Consider the following 16,141-nt stretch of genomic DNA (forward strand, 5'->3'; position numbering starts at 1 on the left):
CTAGCGAGCCCCTCCGTTAGCGACGACCGACGTCGGGCCCGGGTCGGTCTTTCCGACGTCCTGCATGGTCGCCTGCACCGCCGGGTTGATCACATCGATGACCGGCTTCGGGTAGAAGCCGAGCAGGATGAGCAGGAGGATCAGCGGCGCGACCACGACCTTCTCCCGCAGGGTGATGTCCTTGCGCATGGCCGGTATCTCTTCGAGCGCCGGGTTCAGAGTGCCCTGGGTGGTGCGCTGCACCAGCCAGAGGGCGTACGCGGCGGCCAGGATGATGCCCGCGGTCGCGATGACGGCGTACGCCTTGTGCACCGAGAACGTGCCGATCAGCACCAGGAACTCGCTGACGAACGGCGCCGTGCCGGGCAGGGCCAGCGAGGCCAGACCGGCGAAGAGCAGCACGCCGGCCAGGACCGGGGTGAGCTTGCCGGCGCCGCCGAAGTCGCTGACCAGGCTGGACTTGCGCCGAGCCACGTACATGCCGACCACGATGAACAGCAGGCCGGTGGCCAGGCCGTGGTTGACCATGTAGAGCACCGCGCCGGTCCCGGCCTGGGTGGTGAAGGCGAAGATGCCGATGCCGATGAAGCCGAAATGCGCGATCGACGTGTACGAGACCAGCCGCTTCAGGTCGTTCTGGCCGACCGCGAGCAGCGCCGCGTAGATGATGCCGATCACCGCGAGCACCAGCGCGGCCGGCGCGAACCAGCGGGACGCCTCCGGGAACAGCGGGAGGCAGTAGCGCAGGATGCCGAAGGTGCCGACCTTGTCCATCACGCCGACCAGCAGCGCGGCCGCACCCGCCGGGGCCGCGCCACCGGCGTCGGGGAGCCAGGTGTGGAACGGGAAGAACGGCGCCTTGACCGCGAAGGCCACGAAGAAGCCGAGGAACAGCCAGCGGGCGGTGTTCTGATCGATCGAGTTGACCGACTCGACCAGCTTGGCGAAGTCGAACGTGTGCCCGCCGACCACCCACAGGCCGATCACCGAGGCCAGCATGAACAGGCCGCCGACCAGGCTGTAGAGGAAGAACTTGACCGCCGCGTACTGCCGGCGGGGCCCGCCGAACGACCCGATGATGAAGTACATCGGGATCAGCATGACCTCGAAGAACGCGTAGAAGAGGAACACGTCGGCGGCGGCGAAGACGCCGATCATCGTGAACTCGAAGGCCAGCAGCAGCGCGAAGTAGGTCGGGACCGAGCGCTTGGCGCCGTCCGGCGACGACTCGACGTCGTGCCAGGACGCGAGGATCACGACCGGGGTGAGCACCGCGATCAGCATCAGCATGACGAGCGCGATGCCGTCGGCCGCGAACGTGAAGCGGGCGTCCCAGGACGGGATCCACGCGTACGACTCGTGGAACTGGAACCGGTCGCCGCCGACCTTGAAGGCGACCCACATGACGATGGTGAGCACCAGCACCGCCAGCGACCAGACGAAGGCGATCGTCTTGGCCAGCTCGCCGTTGCGGCGCGGGATCAGCGCGACCACGATCGCGCCCACCAGCGGGAGCAGGGTCAGGATCCCCAGGAACGGAAAGTCCGTCACGCCAACCACCCCAACTGGATCGCGAGGAAGGCGCCGACCACGAGCAGAGCGCCGGTGAGCATGGAGAGGGCGTACGACCGGACGAAGCCCGTCTGCAGCCGTCGTAGTCGGCCGGAGCTGCCGCCGACGCCGGCGGCGATGCCGTTCACGATGCCGTCGATGCCCTTGTTGTCGAGGTAGACCAGCGCCCGGGTCAGGTAGATGCCGGGACGCTCGAACACCGCCTCGTTGAACGCGTCGGTGTACAGGTTGCGCCGGGCCGCCGTGACGACCGCGCCGGCCGGCTGCTCCTGCAGGGCCGTGCCCCGGCGGAACAGCGCCCAGGCGATGCCGGCGCCGAGCACCGTGACGACCAGGCTCAGCGTGGTGAGCAGCCAGTGCGCGAGCACCGGTTCGGCCTCGGCCTGCTCGGCCCCGAAGACGGGCTCGAGCCAGTCCGGCACCGACGTGGACATCAGGTAACCGGCGGCGATCGATCCGAGGGCGAGCAGCATCAGCGGCACGGTCATGATGTACGGCGACTCGTGCGGGTGCTTGTTGTCCTCGGTGTAGCGCTCCGGGCCGTGGAAGGTCAGCACGAACAGCCGGGTCATGTAGAACGCGGTCAGGCCGGCGCCGATCAGCGCGGCCATGCCGTACAGCCAGGCGGTCCAGCCCTCACGCTCGAACGCCGCCACGATGATCGGTTCCTTCGAGAAGAAGCCGGACAGCGGCGGGATGCCGATGATCGCGAGCCAGCCCATCATGAAGGTGAGCCAGGTCCACTTCATGTACTTGTGGAGGCCACCGAACCGCCGGATGTCGACCTGGTCGTGCATGCCGTGCATGACCGAGCCGGCGCCGAGGAACATGTTGGCCTTGAAGAAGCCGTGCGCGAGCAGGTGGATGATCGCGAGCGCGTACGCCGCGCCGCCCAGCCCGACGCCGAGGAACATGTAGCCGATCTGGCTGACCGTCGACCAGGCCAGGACCCGCTTGATGTCGTCCTTGGCCGCGCCGATGATGCAGCCGATGAGCAGCGTGATCGCGCCGACGCTCACCACGATCGTCTGCAGCGCGGTGTTCGCCGTGAAGATCGGGTTGGAACGGGCGATCAGGTAGACGCCCGCGGTGACCATGGTCGCGGCATGGATCAGGGCGGAGACCGGGGTCGGGCCCTCCATGGCGTCCGGCAACCACGCCTGCAGCGGGAACTGGCCGGACTTGCCGGCCGCGCCGAGCAGCAGCAGGATGCCCATGATCAGGACGGTCGTCGCGGACAGCGAGCTGACCCCGTTGAAGACGTCCGCGTACTGGGTGCTGCCGAGCGTCGCGAACATCAGGAAGATGCCGATCGCCAGGCCGGCGTCGCCGACCCGGTTCATCAGGAACGCCTTCTTGCCGGCGGTGGCCGCCGACGGGCGGTTGTACCAGAACGCGATCAGCAGGTAGGAGGCGAGACCCACGCCCTCCCAGCCGAAGTAGAGCATCACGTAGTTGTTGCCGAGAACCAGCAGCAACATCGCCGCGACGAAGAGGTTGAAGTAGCCGAAGAACTTGCGGCGTCCCGGGTCGTGCTCCATATAGCCGACCGCGTACAGGTGGATCAGCGAGCCGACGCCCGTGATCAGCAGGACGAAGACGCCGGACAGCGGGTCGAACAGCATGCCGAAGTCGACATGCAACCCACCGACGGTCATGAAGTCCCACAGGCTCAGCTCGGCCGAGCGGTGCTCCGCGTCGAGCCCGGCGAGGCTGAAGAAGAACACCAGGCCCAGCACGAACGAGGCCGCCACCGCGAGGACGCCGAGCCAATGTCCCCACTTGTCGGCCCGTTTGCCGAGGAGCAGCAGGACCGCGGCGCTGGCCAGCGGAATGGCCACCAGCAGCCAGATCCCGCTCAGCGTTCCCGTCGCGTGGGCATACTCCACTGTCTGTTCCACAGGAAGGCCCCTTTAGTACTTAAGAAGGTTCGCGTCGTCGACGCTCGCCGAGCGCCGCGTACGGAAGATCGACATGATGATGGCGAGACCCACCACGACCTCGGCCGCCGCGACCACCATCACGAAGAACGAGATGATCTGACCGTCGAGGCTGCCGTTGATCCGGCTGAAGGTGACCAGCGCCAGGTTCGCCGCGTTGAGCATGAGCTCGATGCACATGAACAACACGATCGCGTTGCGGCGGATGAGCACCCCGGTCGCGCCGATGGTGAACAGGATCGCCGCGAGGATGAGGTAGTAGTCGGGAGTCACTTCGCAACCTTCATTTCTCGGTCCCCTTCGGAGCGACCTCTTGGGCGGTCAGCTCACGCACGGGCAGGATCGGCGAGATGCTCCGCTCGCTGCCGTTGCCGTCGGGCAGCCGCGCGGGCGCCGCGACCGACATCGTGTTGGCGTAGACGCCCGGGCCCGGCTTCGGGCCGGGGTAGTTGCCCGGCCGGAACCGCCGGGTCATCCGGGTGACCTGGTCCATGATGTCGGCCTTGGCCCGCTCGACGTGCGCCATCACCAGCGCGCCGACCGCCGCCGTGATCAGCAGGGCCGAGGTGAGCTCGAAGGCGAAGACGTACCGGGTGAACAGCAGCGCGGCCAAGCCCTGCACGTTGCCGCCGTGCGCGGCGTTCGCCTCGGTCAGGCCGACGGCGGGAAAGTCGCCGAGCGCGCGGGCGAGCCCGGTGGCGACCAGCACCGCGAAGCCGACGCCGAGCACGATCGCCGCGATCCGCTGCCCGCGTAACGTCTCGATCAGCGAGTCGGAGGCGTCCCGCCCGACCAGCATGAGCACGAAGAGGAACAGCATCATGATCGCGCCGGTGTAGACGATGATCTGCACGGCGCCGAGGAACGGCGCCGCGTTGACCACGTACATGAAGCCCAGGCAGAGCATCGTGACCACGAGCCAGAGCGCGGAGTGCACCGCGTTGCGGGCGATCACCATGCCGAGCGCGCCGATCACCGCGATCGAGCCGAGGATCCAGAAGGCCCAGGCCTCACCGGTGGACACGTGGCTCATCGGACGACCTCCTTGGGCTGGTCACCGGCGCCGGCCCGGTGGCTGGTGCCCGCCGTCTCGGGCCGGCCGGCCGACTCCGCCGGATCCGACGCGTCGTGCGTGCCCGCGTCGGACCACGGCGCGCGCTCGGCGCCGGCCGAGGTGCCCGGGTTGGTGAGCGCGCCGACGTAGTAGTCCTTGTCGGTGTCGCCCAGCCGCATCGGGTGCGGCGGCTGCTCCATGCCCGGCAGCAGCGGCGCCAGCAGCTCCTTCTTCGTGAAGATCAGGTCCTGCCGGCTGTCGCGGGCCAGCTCGTACTCGTTGCTCATGGTCAGCGAACGGGTCGGGCAGGCCTCGATGCACAGGCCGCAGAAGATGCAGCGGGCGTAGTTGATCTGGTAGATCTTCGCGTACCGCTCACCCGGCGAGTAGCGCTCCTCGTCGGTGTTGTCGCCGCCCTCGACGTAGATCGCGTCGGCCGGGCAGGCCCAGGCGCACAGCTCGCAGCCGATGCACTTCTCCAGGCCGTCCGGGTGCCGGTTGAGGATGTGCCGGCCGTGGTAGCGCGGCGCCGGCGTCGGCGGGGAGAACGGGTAGTCGGTCGTGACGACCTTGCGGAACATGTGCGCGAAGGTCACCCCGAAGCCCTTGAACGAGCCGGTGAACGTCCCCACGTCACACCTCCTTGGTTTCGGATTCGCCGCCGACGGTGGCGGGGGTGCGTTCGGCCACCGCGCGGCGGGCCCGCGGGCTCGGGGGTACCTGTAGATCCATCGGTGGCACCGGGAAGCTGCCCGGCGGGCGGGCGGCCAGTTGTTCCTCGATGGAGATCTGCCTCGGCTTGCGGGCGGCCGGCCAGAACAGCGCGACCAGCAGGACCACCACCACGATGCCGCCGATCGACAGCCACTTGGCGCGGTCGGAGAGCTCGTTGTTGGCGACCTTGACGTAGGAGAGGAAGAGGATCCACACCAGGTTGACCGGGATGAGGACCTTCCACCCGAAGCGCATGAACTGGTCGTACCGCATCCGGGGGAGCGTGGCCCGCAGCCAGATGAAGCCGAACAGGAAGATCAGCACCTTGGCGAAGAACCAGATCAGGCTGAACCAGCCGGAGTTGGCGCCGGACCAGACCGCGGTGATCGGCCACGGGGCACGCCATCCGCCGAGGAAGAGCGTGGTGCAGAACGCCGACACGGTGATCATGTTGATGTACTCGGCGAGGAAGAACATCGCGAACTTGAACGACGAGTACTCGGTGTGGAAGCCGCCGACCAGCTCGGACTCGGCCTCGGGCAGGTCGAACGGAGCGCGGTTGGTCTCGCCGACCGCGGCGATCATGTAGATGATGAAGCTCGGCAGCAGCAGCACCGCGTACCAGCTCGGCGTGGTCAGCTCCATGCCGAACAGGTGGAACGGGTTGCCCTCGGCCTGCGCCTTCACGATCTGCGAGGTGCTCATCGTGCCGGCGGTCATGAAGACCGCGACGATCGACAGGCCCATCGCGACCTCGTACGAGATCATCTGCGCGCTCGACCGCAGGCCGCCCAGCAGCGGGTAGGTCGAGCCGGACGCCCAGCCGGAGAGCACCACGCCGTACACGGCCATCGACGAGCAGGCCAGCAGCACCAGCACCGAGACCGGCACGTCGGTGAGCTGCAGCGCGGTCTTGTGGCCGAACATGCTGACCACGCCGCCGAACGGGATCACCGAGAACGCCGTGAACGCCGTCGTGGCGGAGATCACCGGCGCGATGAAATAGACCACCTTGTCGGCGGTCTTCGGGATGATCTCTTCCTTGAACGGCAACTTCAGGCCGTCGGTGAGGCTCTGCAGCCAGCCCTTGGGACCGACCTGGTTGGGGCCCGGCCGGACCGCCATCCGGGCCACGACCTTGCGCTCGTAGTTGATCGTGAACAGCGTCAGCAGCACCAGGAGCACGAAGACGCCGATCAGCTTGATCAGGACGATCCACCAGACGTCGTTCTCGAACGACTCGAGCGTCGGGTCGACGGCGTGGGCCGCCACGACCATGGAGTTCATGCGTTCGCCCCCTTCATGCGGGTCTCTCCGGGCAGCGCGGCGGAGCCGCCGTCCGGGTCCCCGGCGAGGATCGGGCCCGGGACGCCGGCGGTGAGCCGGACGACCGCGCCCGAGTTGACGCCGAGGCCGCGACGCAGCGTCGAGCCCGGCGAGTTGGTGGGAAGCCACACCACCTGCGGGGGCAGGTCGGTGATCGCGGCCGGCAGCGAGATGCCGCCCCGGTCGGTGCTCACGGTGACGATGTCGCCCTCGGCCACGCCGAGCGACTCGGCGAGGTCCTTGCCGATCCGCGCCACCGGCGGCCGGGCGGTGCCCTTGAGCACGTCGTCGCCGTCGAGCAGCGAGCCCATGTCGATCAGCTGGTGCCAGGTGGCCAGCACGGCCTCGTTGGCGCCCGGCCGGACGACCGCGGCCGCGGCCACGGCCGGCAGCGCGGGGCGGCCGGCCCTGGTGGGCGGCATGGCGCCCAGCTCGCGCCGGATCGCCATCACGTCGCCGGTACCCAGTGAGAAGCCTTTAGTCGTTTTTTGGGCGGTGGCGGGGTGGTTGGACGGGTCGAGCTGGGCCGCGATCGCCTCCAGCACCCGGCCGTCGGACATCGCCGTGGTCGGCAGGACGGTCGGGAACGAGCGGAGCCGGCCCTCCCAGTCCATGAACGTGCCGGACTTCTCCTGGGCCGGGGCCACCGGGAGCACCACGTCGGCGCGGCGGGTGACCGCGCTGCCGCGGATCTCGAGGCTGACCACGAAGCCCGCCTTGTCGAGCGCCTGCTCGGCGAGGCGCGGGTCGGACAGGTCGGCCGGGTCGACGCCCGCGACCAGCAGGCCGCCGAGCTCGCCCTTCGCGGCCGCCGCGATGATCGCGTCGGTGTCCCGGCCGGGCGCGCTGGGCAGGCGGCCGCTCTCGACGTCCCAGGCCAGCGAGAGCTCGGCGCGGGCGGCCGGGTCGGCGACCGGACGGCCGCCGGGGAGCAGGTTGGGCAGGCAGCCGGCGTCGACCGCGCCGCGGTCGCCGGCCCGGCGCGGCACCCACGCGAGGCGGGCGCCGGTGCGCTCGGCCGCCGCGGCCGCCGCGGAGAGCCCGCCCGGCACGGTGGCCAGGCGCTCGCCGACGATCAGCAGGGCGCCTGGGGTGGCGAGCGCCGCGGCCACCGCCGGGTCGTCGGCCAGGATCCGGGCCTCCTCGCCCGGGGTGGCGGCGACGAGTGCCGCGCCGACCTTGGTGAAGCCGCGGCTCAGGTACGGCGCGACCGCCGTGACCTGGAGCTTGCGCTTGTTGGCCGCCTTGCGCAGCCGGAGGAAGAGGATGGGGCACTCCTCTTCCGGCTCCAGGCCGACGATGACCGCGGCGGGGGCGTTCTCGACGTCCTCGTAGGTCACGTCGGAGACCCCGCCGGCCACCGCGGCGGCGAGAAATGCAGCCTCCTCGCCTGGGTTGTCAGACGTGGCGATTGGGCGGGCCCGGAAGTCGATGTCGTTGGTGCCGAGGGCGAGCCGGGCGAACTTCGCGTACGCGTACGCGTCCTCCACCGTGAGCCGGCCGCCGGTCAGCACCCCGACGCCGCCGGCGGCCTTGGCCGCCTTGAGGCCCTCCGCCGCCGTGAACAGCGCCTCGCTCCAGGAGGCCTCGCGCAGCTCGCCGGTGCGGGCGTCGCGGACCAGCGGGTTCATGATCCGGTCGTTGGCGGTGGCGTACCGGAAACCCCACCGGCCCTTGTCGCAGTTCCACTCCTCGTTGACCGCCGGGTCGTCGCCGGCCAGGCGGCGCAGCACCTTGCCGCGGCGGTGGTCGGCGCGCATCGAGCAGCCGGCCGCGCAGTGCTCGCAGGCCGTCGGCGTGGAGACCAGGTCGAACGGGCGGGCGCGGAACCGGTACTGCTCGCCGGTCAGCGCGCCCACCGGGCAGATCTGGATGGTGTTGCCGGAGAAGTACGAGTTGAACGGGACGTCGCCCTCGTCCTCGCCGGCCTGTCCGTCGCCGGTGCCCCGGCCGCCGAAGAAGTCGTCCCGGTACACGTTGATCTGCTCGGCCGAGGAGCGGTCCATCAGGTCGATGAACTTGTCGCCGGCGATCTCCTCGGAGAACCGCGTGCAGCGCTGGCAGAGGATGCAGCGCTCGCGGTCGAGCAGCACCTGGGTGGAGATGTGGATCGGCTTCTCGTACTCCCGCTTGTGCTCGTGGAAGCGCGAGTCGGCCCGGCCGTTGGACATCGCCTGGTTCTGCAGCGGGCACTCGCCGCCCTTGTCGCAGGTCGGGCAGTCCAGCGGATGGTTGATCAGCAGCATCTCCATGATGCCGTGCTGGGCCTTGTCGGCCACCTCGGAGGTCAGCTGGGTCTTGACCACCATGCCCTCGGCGACCGCCTGGGTGCAGGAGGCGACCGGCTTGCGCTGGCCCTCGATCTCGACCAGGCACTGGCGGCACGCGCCGGCCGGGGCGAGCAGCGGGTGGTCGCAGAACCGCGGGATCGCGATGCCCATCCGCTCGGCGACCCGGATGACCAGCTCACCCTTTTCCGCGGTGACTTCTATCCCGTCGATCGTGAGGGTGACTGTGTCTGCCTTCTTGGCAACGTCGGTCATCAGTGAGCTCCAACCAGGGCCTTGGCGGACAGACGCGGCGCGGTGCGGCCCTCGATGTAGTCCAGGTAGTCCTGGCGGAAGTACTTCAGCGTCGACATCACCGGGGTCGCCGCACCGTCGCCCAGGCCGCAGAACGACCGGCCGAAGACGTTGTCGGCGGTGTCCTGCAGGGTGTCGAGGTCCTCGTAGGTGCCCTCGCCGGAGAGGATCCGGCGGTACGTGCGCACCATCCAGTAGTTGCCCTCGCGGCACGGCGTGCACTTGCCGCACGACTCGTGGTGGTAGAACTCCAGCCACCGCCAGGTCGCGTAGACCGGGCAGTCCTGGTCGCTGAAGATCTGCATGGCCGTGGTGCCCAGCAGCGAGCCCTGGGCCGCGACCCCCTCGAAGTCCATCGGCGTGTCGATGTGCTCGGCGGTCAGCAGCGGCGTCGACGAGCCGCCCGGCGTCCAGAACTTCAGGGTGTGCCCGGGCTTCATGCCGCCGGCCAGCTCGATCAGCTCGCGCAGGGTGATGCCGAGCCCGCACTCGTACTGGCCCGGGTTGACGATCCGGCCGGAGAGCGAATAGATCATCGGGCCGGTCGACTTCTCGGTGCCCATGCTGCGCCACCAATCGGCGCCGCCCAGCACGATGTACGGCACGCTGGCGATGGTGCCGACGTTGTTGACCACCGTCGGGCTCGCGTACAGGCCGGCGATGGCCGGGAAGGGCGGGCGCAGCCGGGGCTGGCCGCGGAAGCCCTCCAGCGAGTCGAGCAACGCGGTCTCCTCGCCGCAGATGTACGCGCCGGCGCCCGAGTGCACGACCAGGTCGAGGTCGAAACCCGAGCCCAGGATGTTCGTGCCGAGATAGCCCTTCGCGTACGCCTGCTGGACGGCCGCGCGCAGCCGGCGGGCCGCGTGCACCGCCTCGCCGCGGATGTAGATGAACGCGCGGTTGGCCCGGATCGCGTACGCGGCGATGATCGCGCCTTCGACCAGCGCGTGCGGGTCGTAGGTCATCAGGGGCAGGTCCTTGCAGGTGCCCGGCTCGCCCTCGTCGGCGTTGATGACCAGGTAATGCGGCTTGGCTGGTTTCAAACCCCCATCAGGCTCCTGCGGGATGAAGCCCCACTTGAGACCGGTGGGGAAGCCGGCGCCGCCGCGGCCGCGCAGGCCGGAGTCCTTCACCAGCTGGATCAGGTCGTCGGGGTGCACGTCGAGCGCCTTCTTGAGGGCCGCGTAGCCATCCAGCCGCTCGTAGACGTCGATCTTCCAGGCGTCCGGCGACAGCCAGCGCTTGGTCAGGACGGGGGTCAGCTTCTCGAGGACCTCACGCCGTGGCTGAGTCACTTCTGCTCCTCGTTACCGCGCTCGGTGTCGCCGGCCGGCTTGCCGTCGCCGGCCGGCAGGTTCGTGGCCACTCCCTCGGCCTCGGCCGAGTTGCTGGGCACCGCCCGGGTGGCCCGGCTGTCGCCGGTCTTGTCCGGCTCGCCCATGGTGGGGTTGCGCTGCTCGGCCGTGCGGATCTCGGGGTCCTTGGCGTCGCCGGTGTCGGTCGGCTTGCCGGCCCGGTCGGTGGCCTGGGACGCGGCCCGGGCGGTGCGCCGCTCCTCGACCCTGTCCGCGACTGCGCCGGCCGCCGCGCGCACCGTGCCGGTGACCTTGTCGGCGGCCGTGGCGACCCGGCCCCTGTTCTCCTCGCGGGGCGCGGGCTTGGTCTTGTTGATCGGGGCGTCCAGGTGGAAGTCCGGCACCGCGATCCCGTACTGCTGGGCCAGGGTCACGCCGCGCAGGGTGGAGGCGCCGGCCGGCCCGTCGGCGACCGCGCCGTCCCGCTCGTCGGCGAAGCCGGCGAGCTGGTGCTGCATCTCCCTGAGCGAGCAGATCCGGGCGCCGCGCGACGGCATCGGGCGCTCACCGCGGCGCAGCGCGTCGGTCAGCTCGATCGCCGCCTCGGGGGTGGCCTCGTCGATGGCGAAGTCGTAGTTGACCGTCACCACCGGCGCGTAGTCGCAGGCGGCCAGGCACTCGGCGTGCTCGACGGTGATCTTGCCGTCGGCCGTGGTCTCGTCGTGGCCCACGCCGAGGTGGTCGGTCAGCCGGTCGTAGACCTCCTGGCCGCCCATCATGTTGCACAGCGTGTTGGTGCAGACGCTGACCAGGTATTCGCCGGTGGGGCGCCGCTTGTACATGGTGTAGAACGTGGCGACCGCGCCGACCTGGGCCTTGTTGATGCCCAGCACCTCGGCGCAGAAGGTCACCCCGCCGGGGCTGACGTGGCCCTCCTCGGTCTGCACCAGGTGCAGCAGCGGAAGCAGCGCGGAGCGGCTGCGGCCCTCCGGGTAGCGCGCGATGATCTCGAGCGCCGCGGGGAGCAGATTTTCCGCCAGCGGCGCCGCGGCCGGAGAGAACTCGATCGTCTTGTCGGACATTTAGCGGTCACACCCACCCATCACGGGGTCGAGGGACGCGCCGCCGGCGATCACGTCGGCCAGCAGCGCGCCTTCGGCCATCGGCACGATGGCCTGCAGGTTCACGAAGCTGGGGTCGCGGTAGTGCACCCGGTAGGGGCGCGTGCCGCCGTTGGAGACCGCGTGCACGCCGAGCTCGCCGCGGGGGTGCTCGATGCCGACGTAGACCTGGCCCGGCGGAACCCGGAAGCCCTCGGTCACCAGCTTGAAGTGGTGAATCAGCGACTCCATCGACTGACCCATGATCTTGGCCACGTGCTCCAGCGAGTTGCCGAGGCCGTCGACGCCGAGCGCGAGCTGGGCCGGCCAGGCGATCTTCTTGTCGGAGATCCAGATCGGGCCCGGGCGGAGGCGGTCGAGAGTCTGCTCGATGATCTTGAGCGACTCCCGGATCTCGGCCACCCGCACCTGGTAGCGACCCCAGACGTCGGCCGTCGTGGCGGTCGGCACGTCGAACTCGTACGTCTCGTAGCCGCAGTACGGCATCGTCTTGCGCAGGTCCCAGGCCAGGCCCGCGGCGCGCAGCACCGGGCCGGTGGTGCCCAGCGCCATGCAGCCGGTGACGTCGAGGACGGCGACACCCTGGGTGCGCTGCTGCCAGATGATCTGGCCGGACAGCATGTTCTCGTACTCCTTGAGCTTCTTCGGCATGTAGACGAGGAAGTCACGGATCTTGCGGATCGCCGATTCCGGCAGGTCCTGCGAGAGGCCGCCCGGCCGGATGTAGCCGTTGTTCATCCGCAGGCCGGAGGTCTCCTCGAAGATGTCGAGGATGTACTCCCGCTCGCGGAAGCCGTACAGCATCATCGAGATCGCGCCGAGCTCCATGCCGGTGGTCGCCAGCCACACCAGGTGCGAGGCGATCCGCTGCAGCTCCATGAACATGACCCGGATGGTGGTGGCCCGCTCGGTGATCTGGTCCTCGATGCCGAGCAGCCTCTCCACCGCGAGGCAGTAGCCCACCTCGTTGAACATGTTGGCGAGGTAGTCCATCCGCGTCACGAAGGTGACGCCCTGGGTCCAGTTGCGGTACTCGAGGTTTTTCTCGATGCCGGTGTGCAGGTAACCGACGACCGGGCGGCACTCGGTGACCGTCTCGCCCTCCAGCTCCAGCACGAGCCGGAGCACGCCGTGCGTGGACGGGTGCTGCGGGCCCATGTTGACAACGATCTTCTCGTTGCTGAGCGGATCGATGTTGTTGGTGATCGCATCCCAGTCGCCGCCGGTGACCGTGAAGACACGGCCCTCGGTGGTCTCGCGCTCGGTGGCGTATGACTGCCGATCGCTGGTGGCTCGTGTCATTGGTAGACCCTCCGCTGGTCCGGCGGCGGAATTTCGGCGCCCTTGTACTCGACGGGCACGCCGCCGAGCGGGTAGTCCTTCCGCTGGGGGTGGCCCTCCCAGTCGTCCGGCATGAGAATCCGGGTCAGGTTGGGGTGGCCGGTGAAGACGACCCCGAACATGTCGTACACCTCCCGCTCCTGCCAGTCGGCGGTCGGGTAGACGCCGGTCACGCTCGGGACGCTGGTGCCCACGGCGACGGCGACCTCCAGCCGGATGCGGCGGCGGTACGTCATCGAGGTCAGCTGGTAGCTGACGTGCAGCCGCCGGTTGTCGCTGCCCAGGTAGTCGACGCCGTCGACCGAGGAGCACAGCTCGAAGCGGAGCGCCTCGTCGTCGCGCACCACCTGGCAGACCTCGGCGATCCGCTCGGGCTTGATGTGCAGGGTCAGCTCGCCGCGGTCGACGACGACCTTCTCGATCGCGTCGGCGAACGCCGGGTAGGCCTCCTCCAGCGCGTCGGTGACCTCGTCGAAGTACCCGCCGTACGGCTTGGGGCTACCGGCCACGTCGGGCCGCCGGCGGACCAGGCCGCCGTAGCCGGAGACGTCGCCGGTGCCGGTGATGCCGAACATGCCCTTCTGCGGGCTCGGCGGGACCTGGGCGGGCGCGTCGATGTCGGCGCCGACCGGGTCGGCGCTGACCGGCACGCCGCCGGTCGAGACTTCCGGGCTGTTGGGTTCGGTCACTTCCCGGCCTCCCGCAGGTGCGGCTGAAGCTTCATCCAGTTCTCGATGCGCAGCTGTTCCTCGCGGCCTTCCTTGACCGCCTGGGTCCACTCCGCGCGACGGGTCTTGTCGACCCGGTAGGAGGAGGGCATCGCGCCGGGCGCGACGACCGGCGTCTTGCCCGCGGCCTTGCGCGCCTCGAGCATCTTGCGGCCGTTCGGGCCGAGCGGCTGGTGCAGCACCTTCTCGCGCATCTTGAGGATGGCGTCGATCAGCATCTCGGGCCGCGGCGGGCAGCCGGGCAGGTAGATGTCGACCGGGACGATGTGGTCCACACCCTGCAAGATCGCGTAGTTGTTGAACATGCCGCCGGACGACGCGCACACACCCATCGAGATCACCGAGCGGGGCTCGGGCATCTGGTCGTAGATCTGGCGGACGACGGGCGCCATCTTCTGGCTGACCCGGCCGGCCACGATCATCAGGTCGGCCTGGCGGGGCGAGGCCCGGAAGACCTCCATGCCCCAGCGGCCGAGGTCGTAGTGCGGGCCGCCGGCGGCCATCATCTCGATCGCGCAGCAGGCGAGGCCGAAGGTGGCGCCCCAGAACGAGGACTTACGCGCCCAGTTCGAGAGCAGCTCGACCGAGGTGAGCAGGATTCCGGCAGGGAGCTTCTCTTCGATACCCATAACGCATCAGTCCCAGTTGAGTCCGCCGCGCCGCCACACGTACGTGTAGGCGATGAAGACGGTGACGATGAACAGGACCATCTCCACGAACCCGAACACGCCGAGGGCGTTGAAGGACACGGCCCACGGATACAGGAAGATGGTCTCGATGTCGAAGATGATGAAGAGCATCGCGGTCAGGTAGAACTTCACCGGGAACCGGCCACCGCCGATCGGCTGCGGCGCCGGCTCGATCCCGCACTCGTACGCTTCGAGTTTTGCCCGGTTGTAGCGCTTCGGGCCGACGATCGGCGCGATACCGACCGAGAACAGCGCGAACAGCGCGCCCAGAATCATCAGCGCGACGATCGGGACGTATGGGTTGATCGTCATGATCTCTCCTGCTCGAACGTTAGCCGCTTCACACTATTGATCCGATTCGGCGCAGCGTCGACCGGGTCCTCCAACCGCCCTGCCCACCGCCCCTGACCTGCCTGAAGGCTCTGCTCGATGCTCATACGGCCGGCGCCACCCTCGTCAGGCCGTTGATGATCCGGTCCATGGCGTCGCCGCCACGCGGGTCGGTCAGGTTGGCCAGCAGCTTGAGCACGAACCGCATCAGCGTCGGATGCGGCATGCCGTGCTTGGTGGCGATGCGCATGATCTGTGGGTTTCCGATCAGCTTCACGAATACCCCGCCGAGGCGGTAATAGCCGCCGAAACGCAGGCTCAGCTCGGACGGATAGGCCCGGAGAGCGCGTTCACGGTCGGCGCCCGCGGGCCGGGCGAGCGCCTGCACGGCCACCTCCGCCGCCAGCTCGCCGGACTCCATCGCGTACGCGATGCCCTCGCCGTTCATCGGGTTGACCATGCCGCCGGAGTCGCCGACCAGCATCAGCCCCCGGGTGTAGTGCGGCACCCGGTTGAAGCCCATCGGCAGCGCGGCGCCGAGGATCGGGCCGTCCGCGTTCTCCTCGCCGCGCATGCCCCAGTCGGCCGGCGTGCCGGCCAGCCAGTCGGTGAGCATCGAGCGGTAGTTGGTCTTGCCGAAGGCGCTGGACGAGTTGAGGATGCCGAGGCCCACGTTGACCCGGCCGTCGCCCATGCCGAAGATCCAGCCGTACCCGGGCAGCAGGCGCTCGCGATCGGTGGCGCTGCGCAGCTCGAGCCAGGACTCCAGGTAGTCGTCGTCGGCGCGCACCGGGGAGTGGTAGTAGCGCCGGACCGCGACGCCGATCGGGCGGTCGTCGCGCTTGGCCAGGCCCATCCCCAGCGGCAGCTTGCCGGAGACGCCGTCGGCCGCGATCACCAGCGGGGCACGGAACTCGACCGGCTCCTTGCCCGGGCCGACCTTGGCGGTGACGCCGATCGCCCGGCCCTCGTCGTCGAGGACCGGACCGGTCACGTTCACCCCGGTACGCAGCAGCGCGCCGGCCTCGGCCGCGCGCTTGGCGAGCATGTCGTCGAAGTCGAGCCGGGTGCGGACCAGGCCGTAGTTCGGAAAGCTGGCCAGATCGGGCCAGTCCAGCTCGAGGCGGACGCCGCCGCCGATCACTCGCAGGCCCTTGTTGTGCAGCCAGCCCGCCTTCTCGGAGGTGTCGACCCCCATCCGGACGAGCTGCCGGACGGCGCGCGGGGTCAGACCGTCACCGCAGACCTTCTCGCGCGGGAACTCGGTCTTCTCCAGCAGCAGGACCCGCAGGCCGTGCCGCGCCATGTGGTAGGCCGCCGCGGAGCCTCCCGGCCCGGCGCCGACCACTATTGCGTCGGCTTCGTCCTCGATGACTCCCGACGGACCAGCGGGCCCCGATGTAGCTGGGTTGTGCACGGCACACCTCCGTCTCGTGCGGGCTCGTGAAA

The 16,141-nt window shown here is 69.4% G+C and carries 14 protein-coding genes; all 14 read right to left on the reverse strand.

Annotated features, from left to right (window positions below):
• On the reverse strand, window positions 1–1,551 hold the full coding sequence (locus ACFQS1_RS10350; RefSeq protein ID WP_378966216.1) for an NADH-quinone oxidoreductase subunit M: 1,551 nt from the start codon (window positions 1,549–1,551) through the stop codon (window positions 1–3).
• The gene (nuoL, locus tag ACFQS1_RS10355) at window positions 1,548–3,473 is read right to left on the reverse strand and encodes an NADH-quinone oxidoreductase subunit L (protein ID WP_378966218.1); all 1,926 of its coding nucleotides are present in this window, start codon (window positions 3,471–3,473) and stop codon (window positions 1,548–1,550) included. Before nuoL ends, ACFQS1_RS10350 begins: the two co-directional genes overlap by 4 nt.
• A gap of 12 nt (window positions 3,474–3,485) precedes the next feature.
• A complete protein-coding gene (gene nuoK / locus ACFQS1_RS10360) occupies window positions 3,486–3,785 on the reverse strand; it encodes an NADH-quinone oxidoreductase subunit NuoK (RefSeq protein WP_378966220.1) in 300 nt (99 codons plus the stop codon).
• A 10-nt stretch (window positions 3,786–3,795) separates the two neighbouring features.
• On the reverse strand, window positions 3,796–4,545 hold the full coding sequence (locus tag ACFQS1_RS10365) for an NADH-quinone oxidoreductase subunit J (RefSeq protein ID WP_378966222.1): 750 nt from the start codon (window positions 4,543–4,545) through the stop codon (window positions 3,796–3,798).
• Window positions 4,542–5,198 (reverse strand): NADH-quinone oxidoreductase subunit NuoI, encoded by a 657-nt coding sequence (gene nuoI, locus ACFQS1_RS10370; RefSeq protein ID WP_378966224.1) that lies wholly within the window; start codon window positions 5,196–5,198, stop codon window positions 4,542–4,544. Before nuoI ends, ACFQS1_RS10365 begins: the two co-directional genes overlap by 4 nt.
• Window position 5,199: 1 nt before the next feature.
• Window positions 5,200–6,558, reverse strand: coding sequence for an NADH-quinone oxidoreductase subunit NuoH (nuoH, locus tag ACFQS1_RS10375; protein WP_378966381.1), 1,359 nt, complete (start codon window positions 6,556–6,558; stop codon window positions 5,200–5,202).
• Between the two features lie 5 nt (window positions 6,559–6,563).
• The gene (locus tag ACFQS1_RS10380) at window positions 6,564–9,149 is read right to left on the reverse strand and encodes an NADH-quinone oxidoreductase subunit G (RefSeq protein ID WP_378966227.1); all 2,586 of its coding nucleotides are present in this window, start codon (window positions 9,147–9,149) and stop codon (window positions 6,564–6,566) included.
• Entirely contained in the window at window positions 9,149–10,483 is a 1,335-nt protein-coding gene (gene nuoF / locus ACFQS1_RS10385) for an NADH-quinone oxidoreductase subunit NuoF (RefSeq protein WP_378966229.1), read from the reverse strand. The genes ACFQS1_RS10380 and nuoF overlap by 1 nt, the downstream gene beginning before the upstream one ends.
• A complete protein-coding gene (gene nuoE / locus ACFQS1_RS10390; RefSeq protein WP_378966231.1) occupies window positions 10,480–11,565 on the reverse strand; it encodes an NADH-quinone oxidoreductase subunit NuoE in 1,086 nt (361 codons plus the stop codon). Before nuoE ends, nuoF begins: the two co-directional genes overlap by 4 nt.
• The gene (locus ACFQS1_RS10395; RefSeq protein WP_378966233.1) at window positions 11,566–12,906 is read right to left on the reverse strand and encodes an NADH-quinone oxidoreductase subunit D; all 1,341 of its coding nucleotides are present in this window, start codon (window positions 12,904–12,906) and stop codon (window positions 11,566–11,568) included.
• Complete coding sequence (locus tag ACFQS1_RS10400) at window positions 12,903–13,634, reverse strand: NADH-quinone oxidoreductase subunit C (protein ID WP_378966236.1); 732 nt, start codon at window positions 13,632–13,634, stop codon at window positions 12,903–12,905. Before ACFQS1_RS10400 ends, ACFQS1_RS10395 begins: the two co-directional genes overlap by 4 nt.
• Window positions 13,631–14,302: a NuoB/complex I 20 kDa subunit family protein gene (locus ACFQS1_RS10405; protein ID WP_378966238.1), complete on the reverse strand. Its 672-nt coding sequence runs from the start codon at window positions 14,300–14,302 to the stop codon at window positions 13,631–13,633. The genes ACFQS1_RS10400 and ACFQS1_RS10405 overlap by 4 nt, the downstream gene beginning before the upstream one ends.
• 6 nt (window positions 14,303–14,308) lie before the next feature.
• Entirely contained in the window at window positions 14,309–14,674 is a 366-nt protein-coding gene (locus tag ACFQS1_RS10410; protein WP_465263202.1) for an NADH-quinone oxidoreductase subunit A, read from the reverse strand.
• 121 nt (window positions 14,675–14,795) lie between these two features.
• Window positions 14,796–16,109, reverse strand: coding sequence for a geranylgeranyl reductase family protein (locus tag ACFQS1_RS10415; RefSeq protein WP_378966240.1), 1,314 nt, complete (start codon window positions 16,107–16,109; stop codon window positions 14,796–14,798).
• Window positions 16,110–16,141 lie beyond the last annotated feature (32 nt).

It is taken from the genome of Paractinoplanes rhizophilus, from assembly GCF_042664765.1.
GTDB classification, from domain to species: domain Bacteria; phylum Actinomycetota; class Actinomycetes; order Mycobacteriales; family Micromonosporaceae; genus Actinoplanes; species Actinoplanes rhizophilus.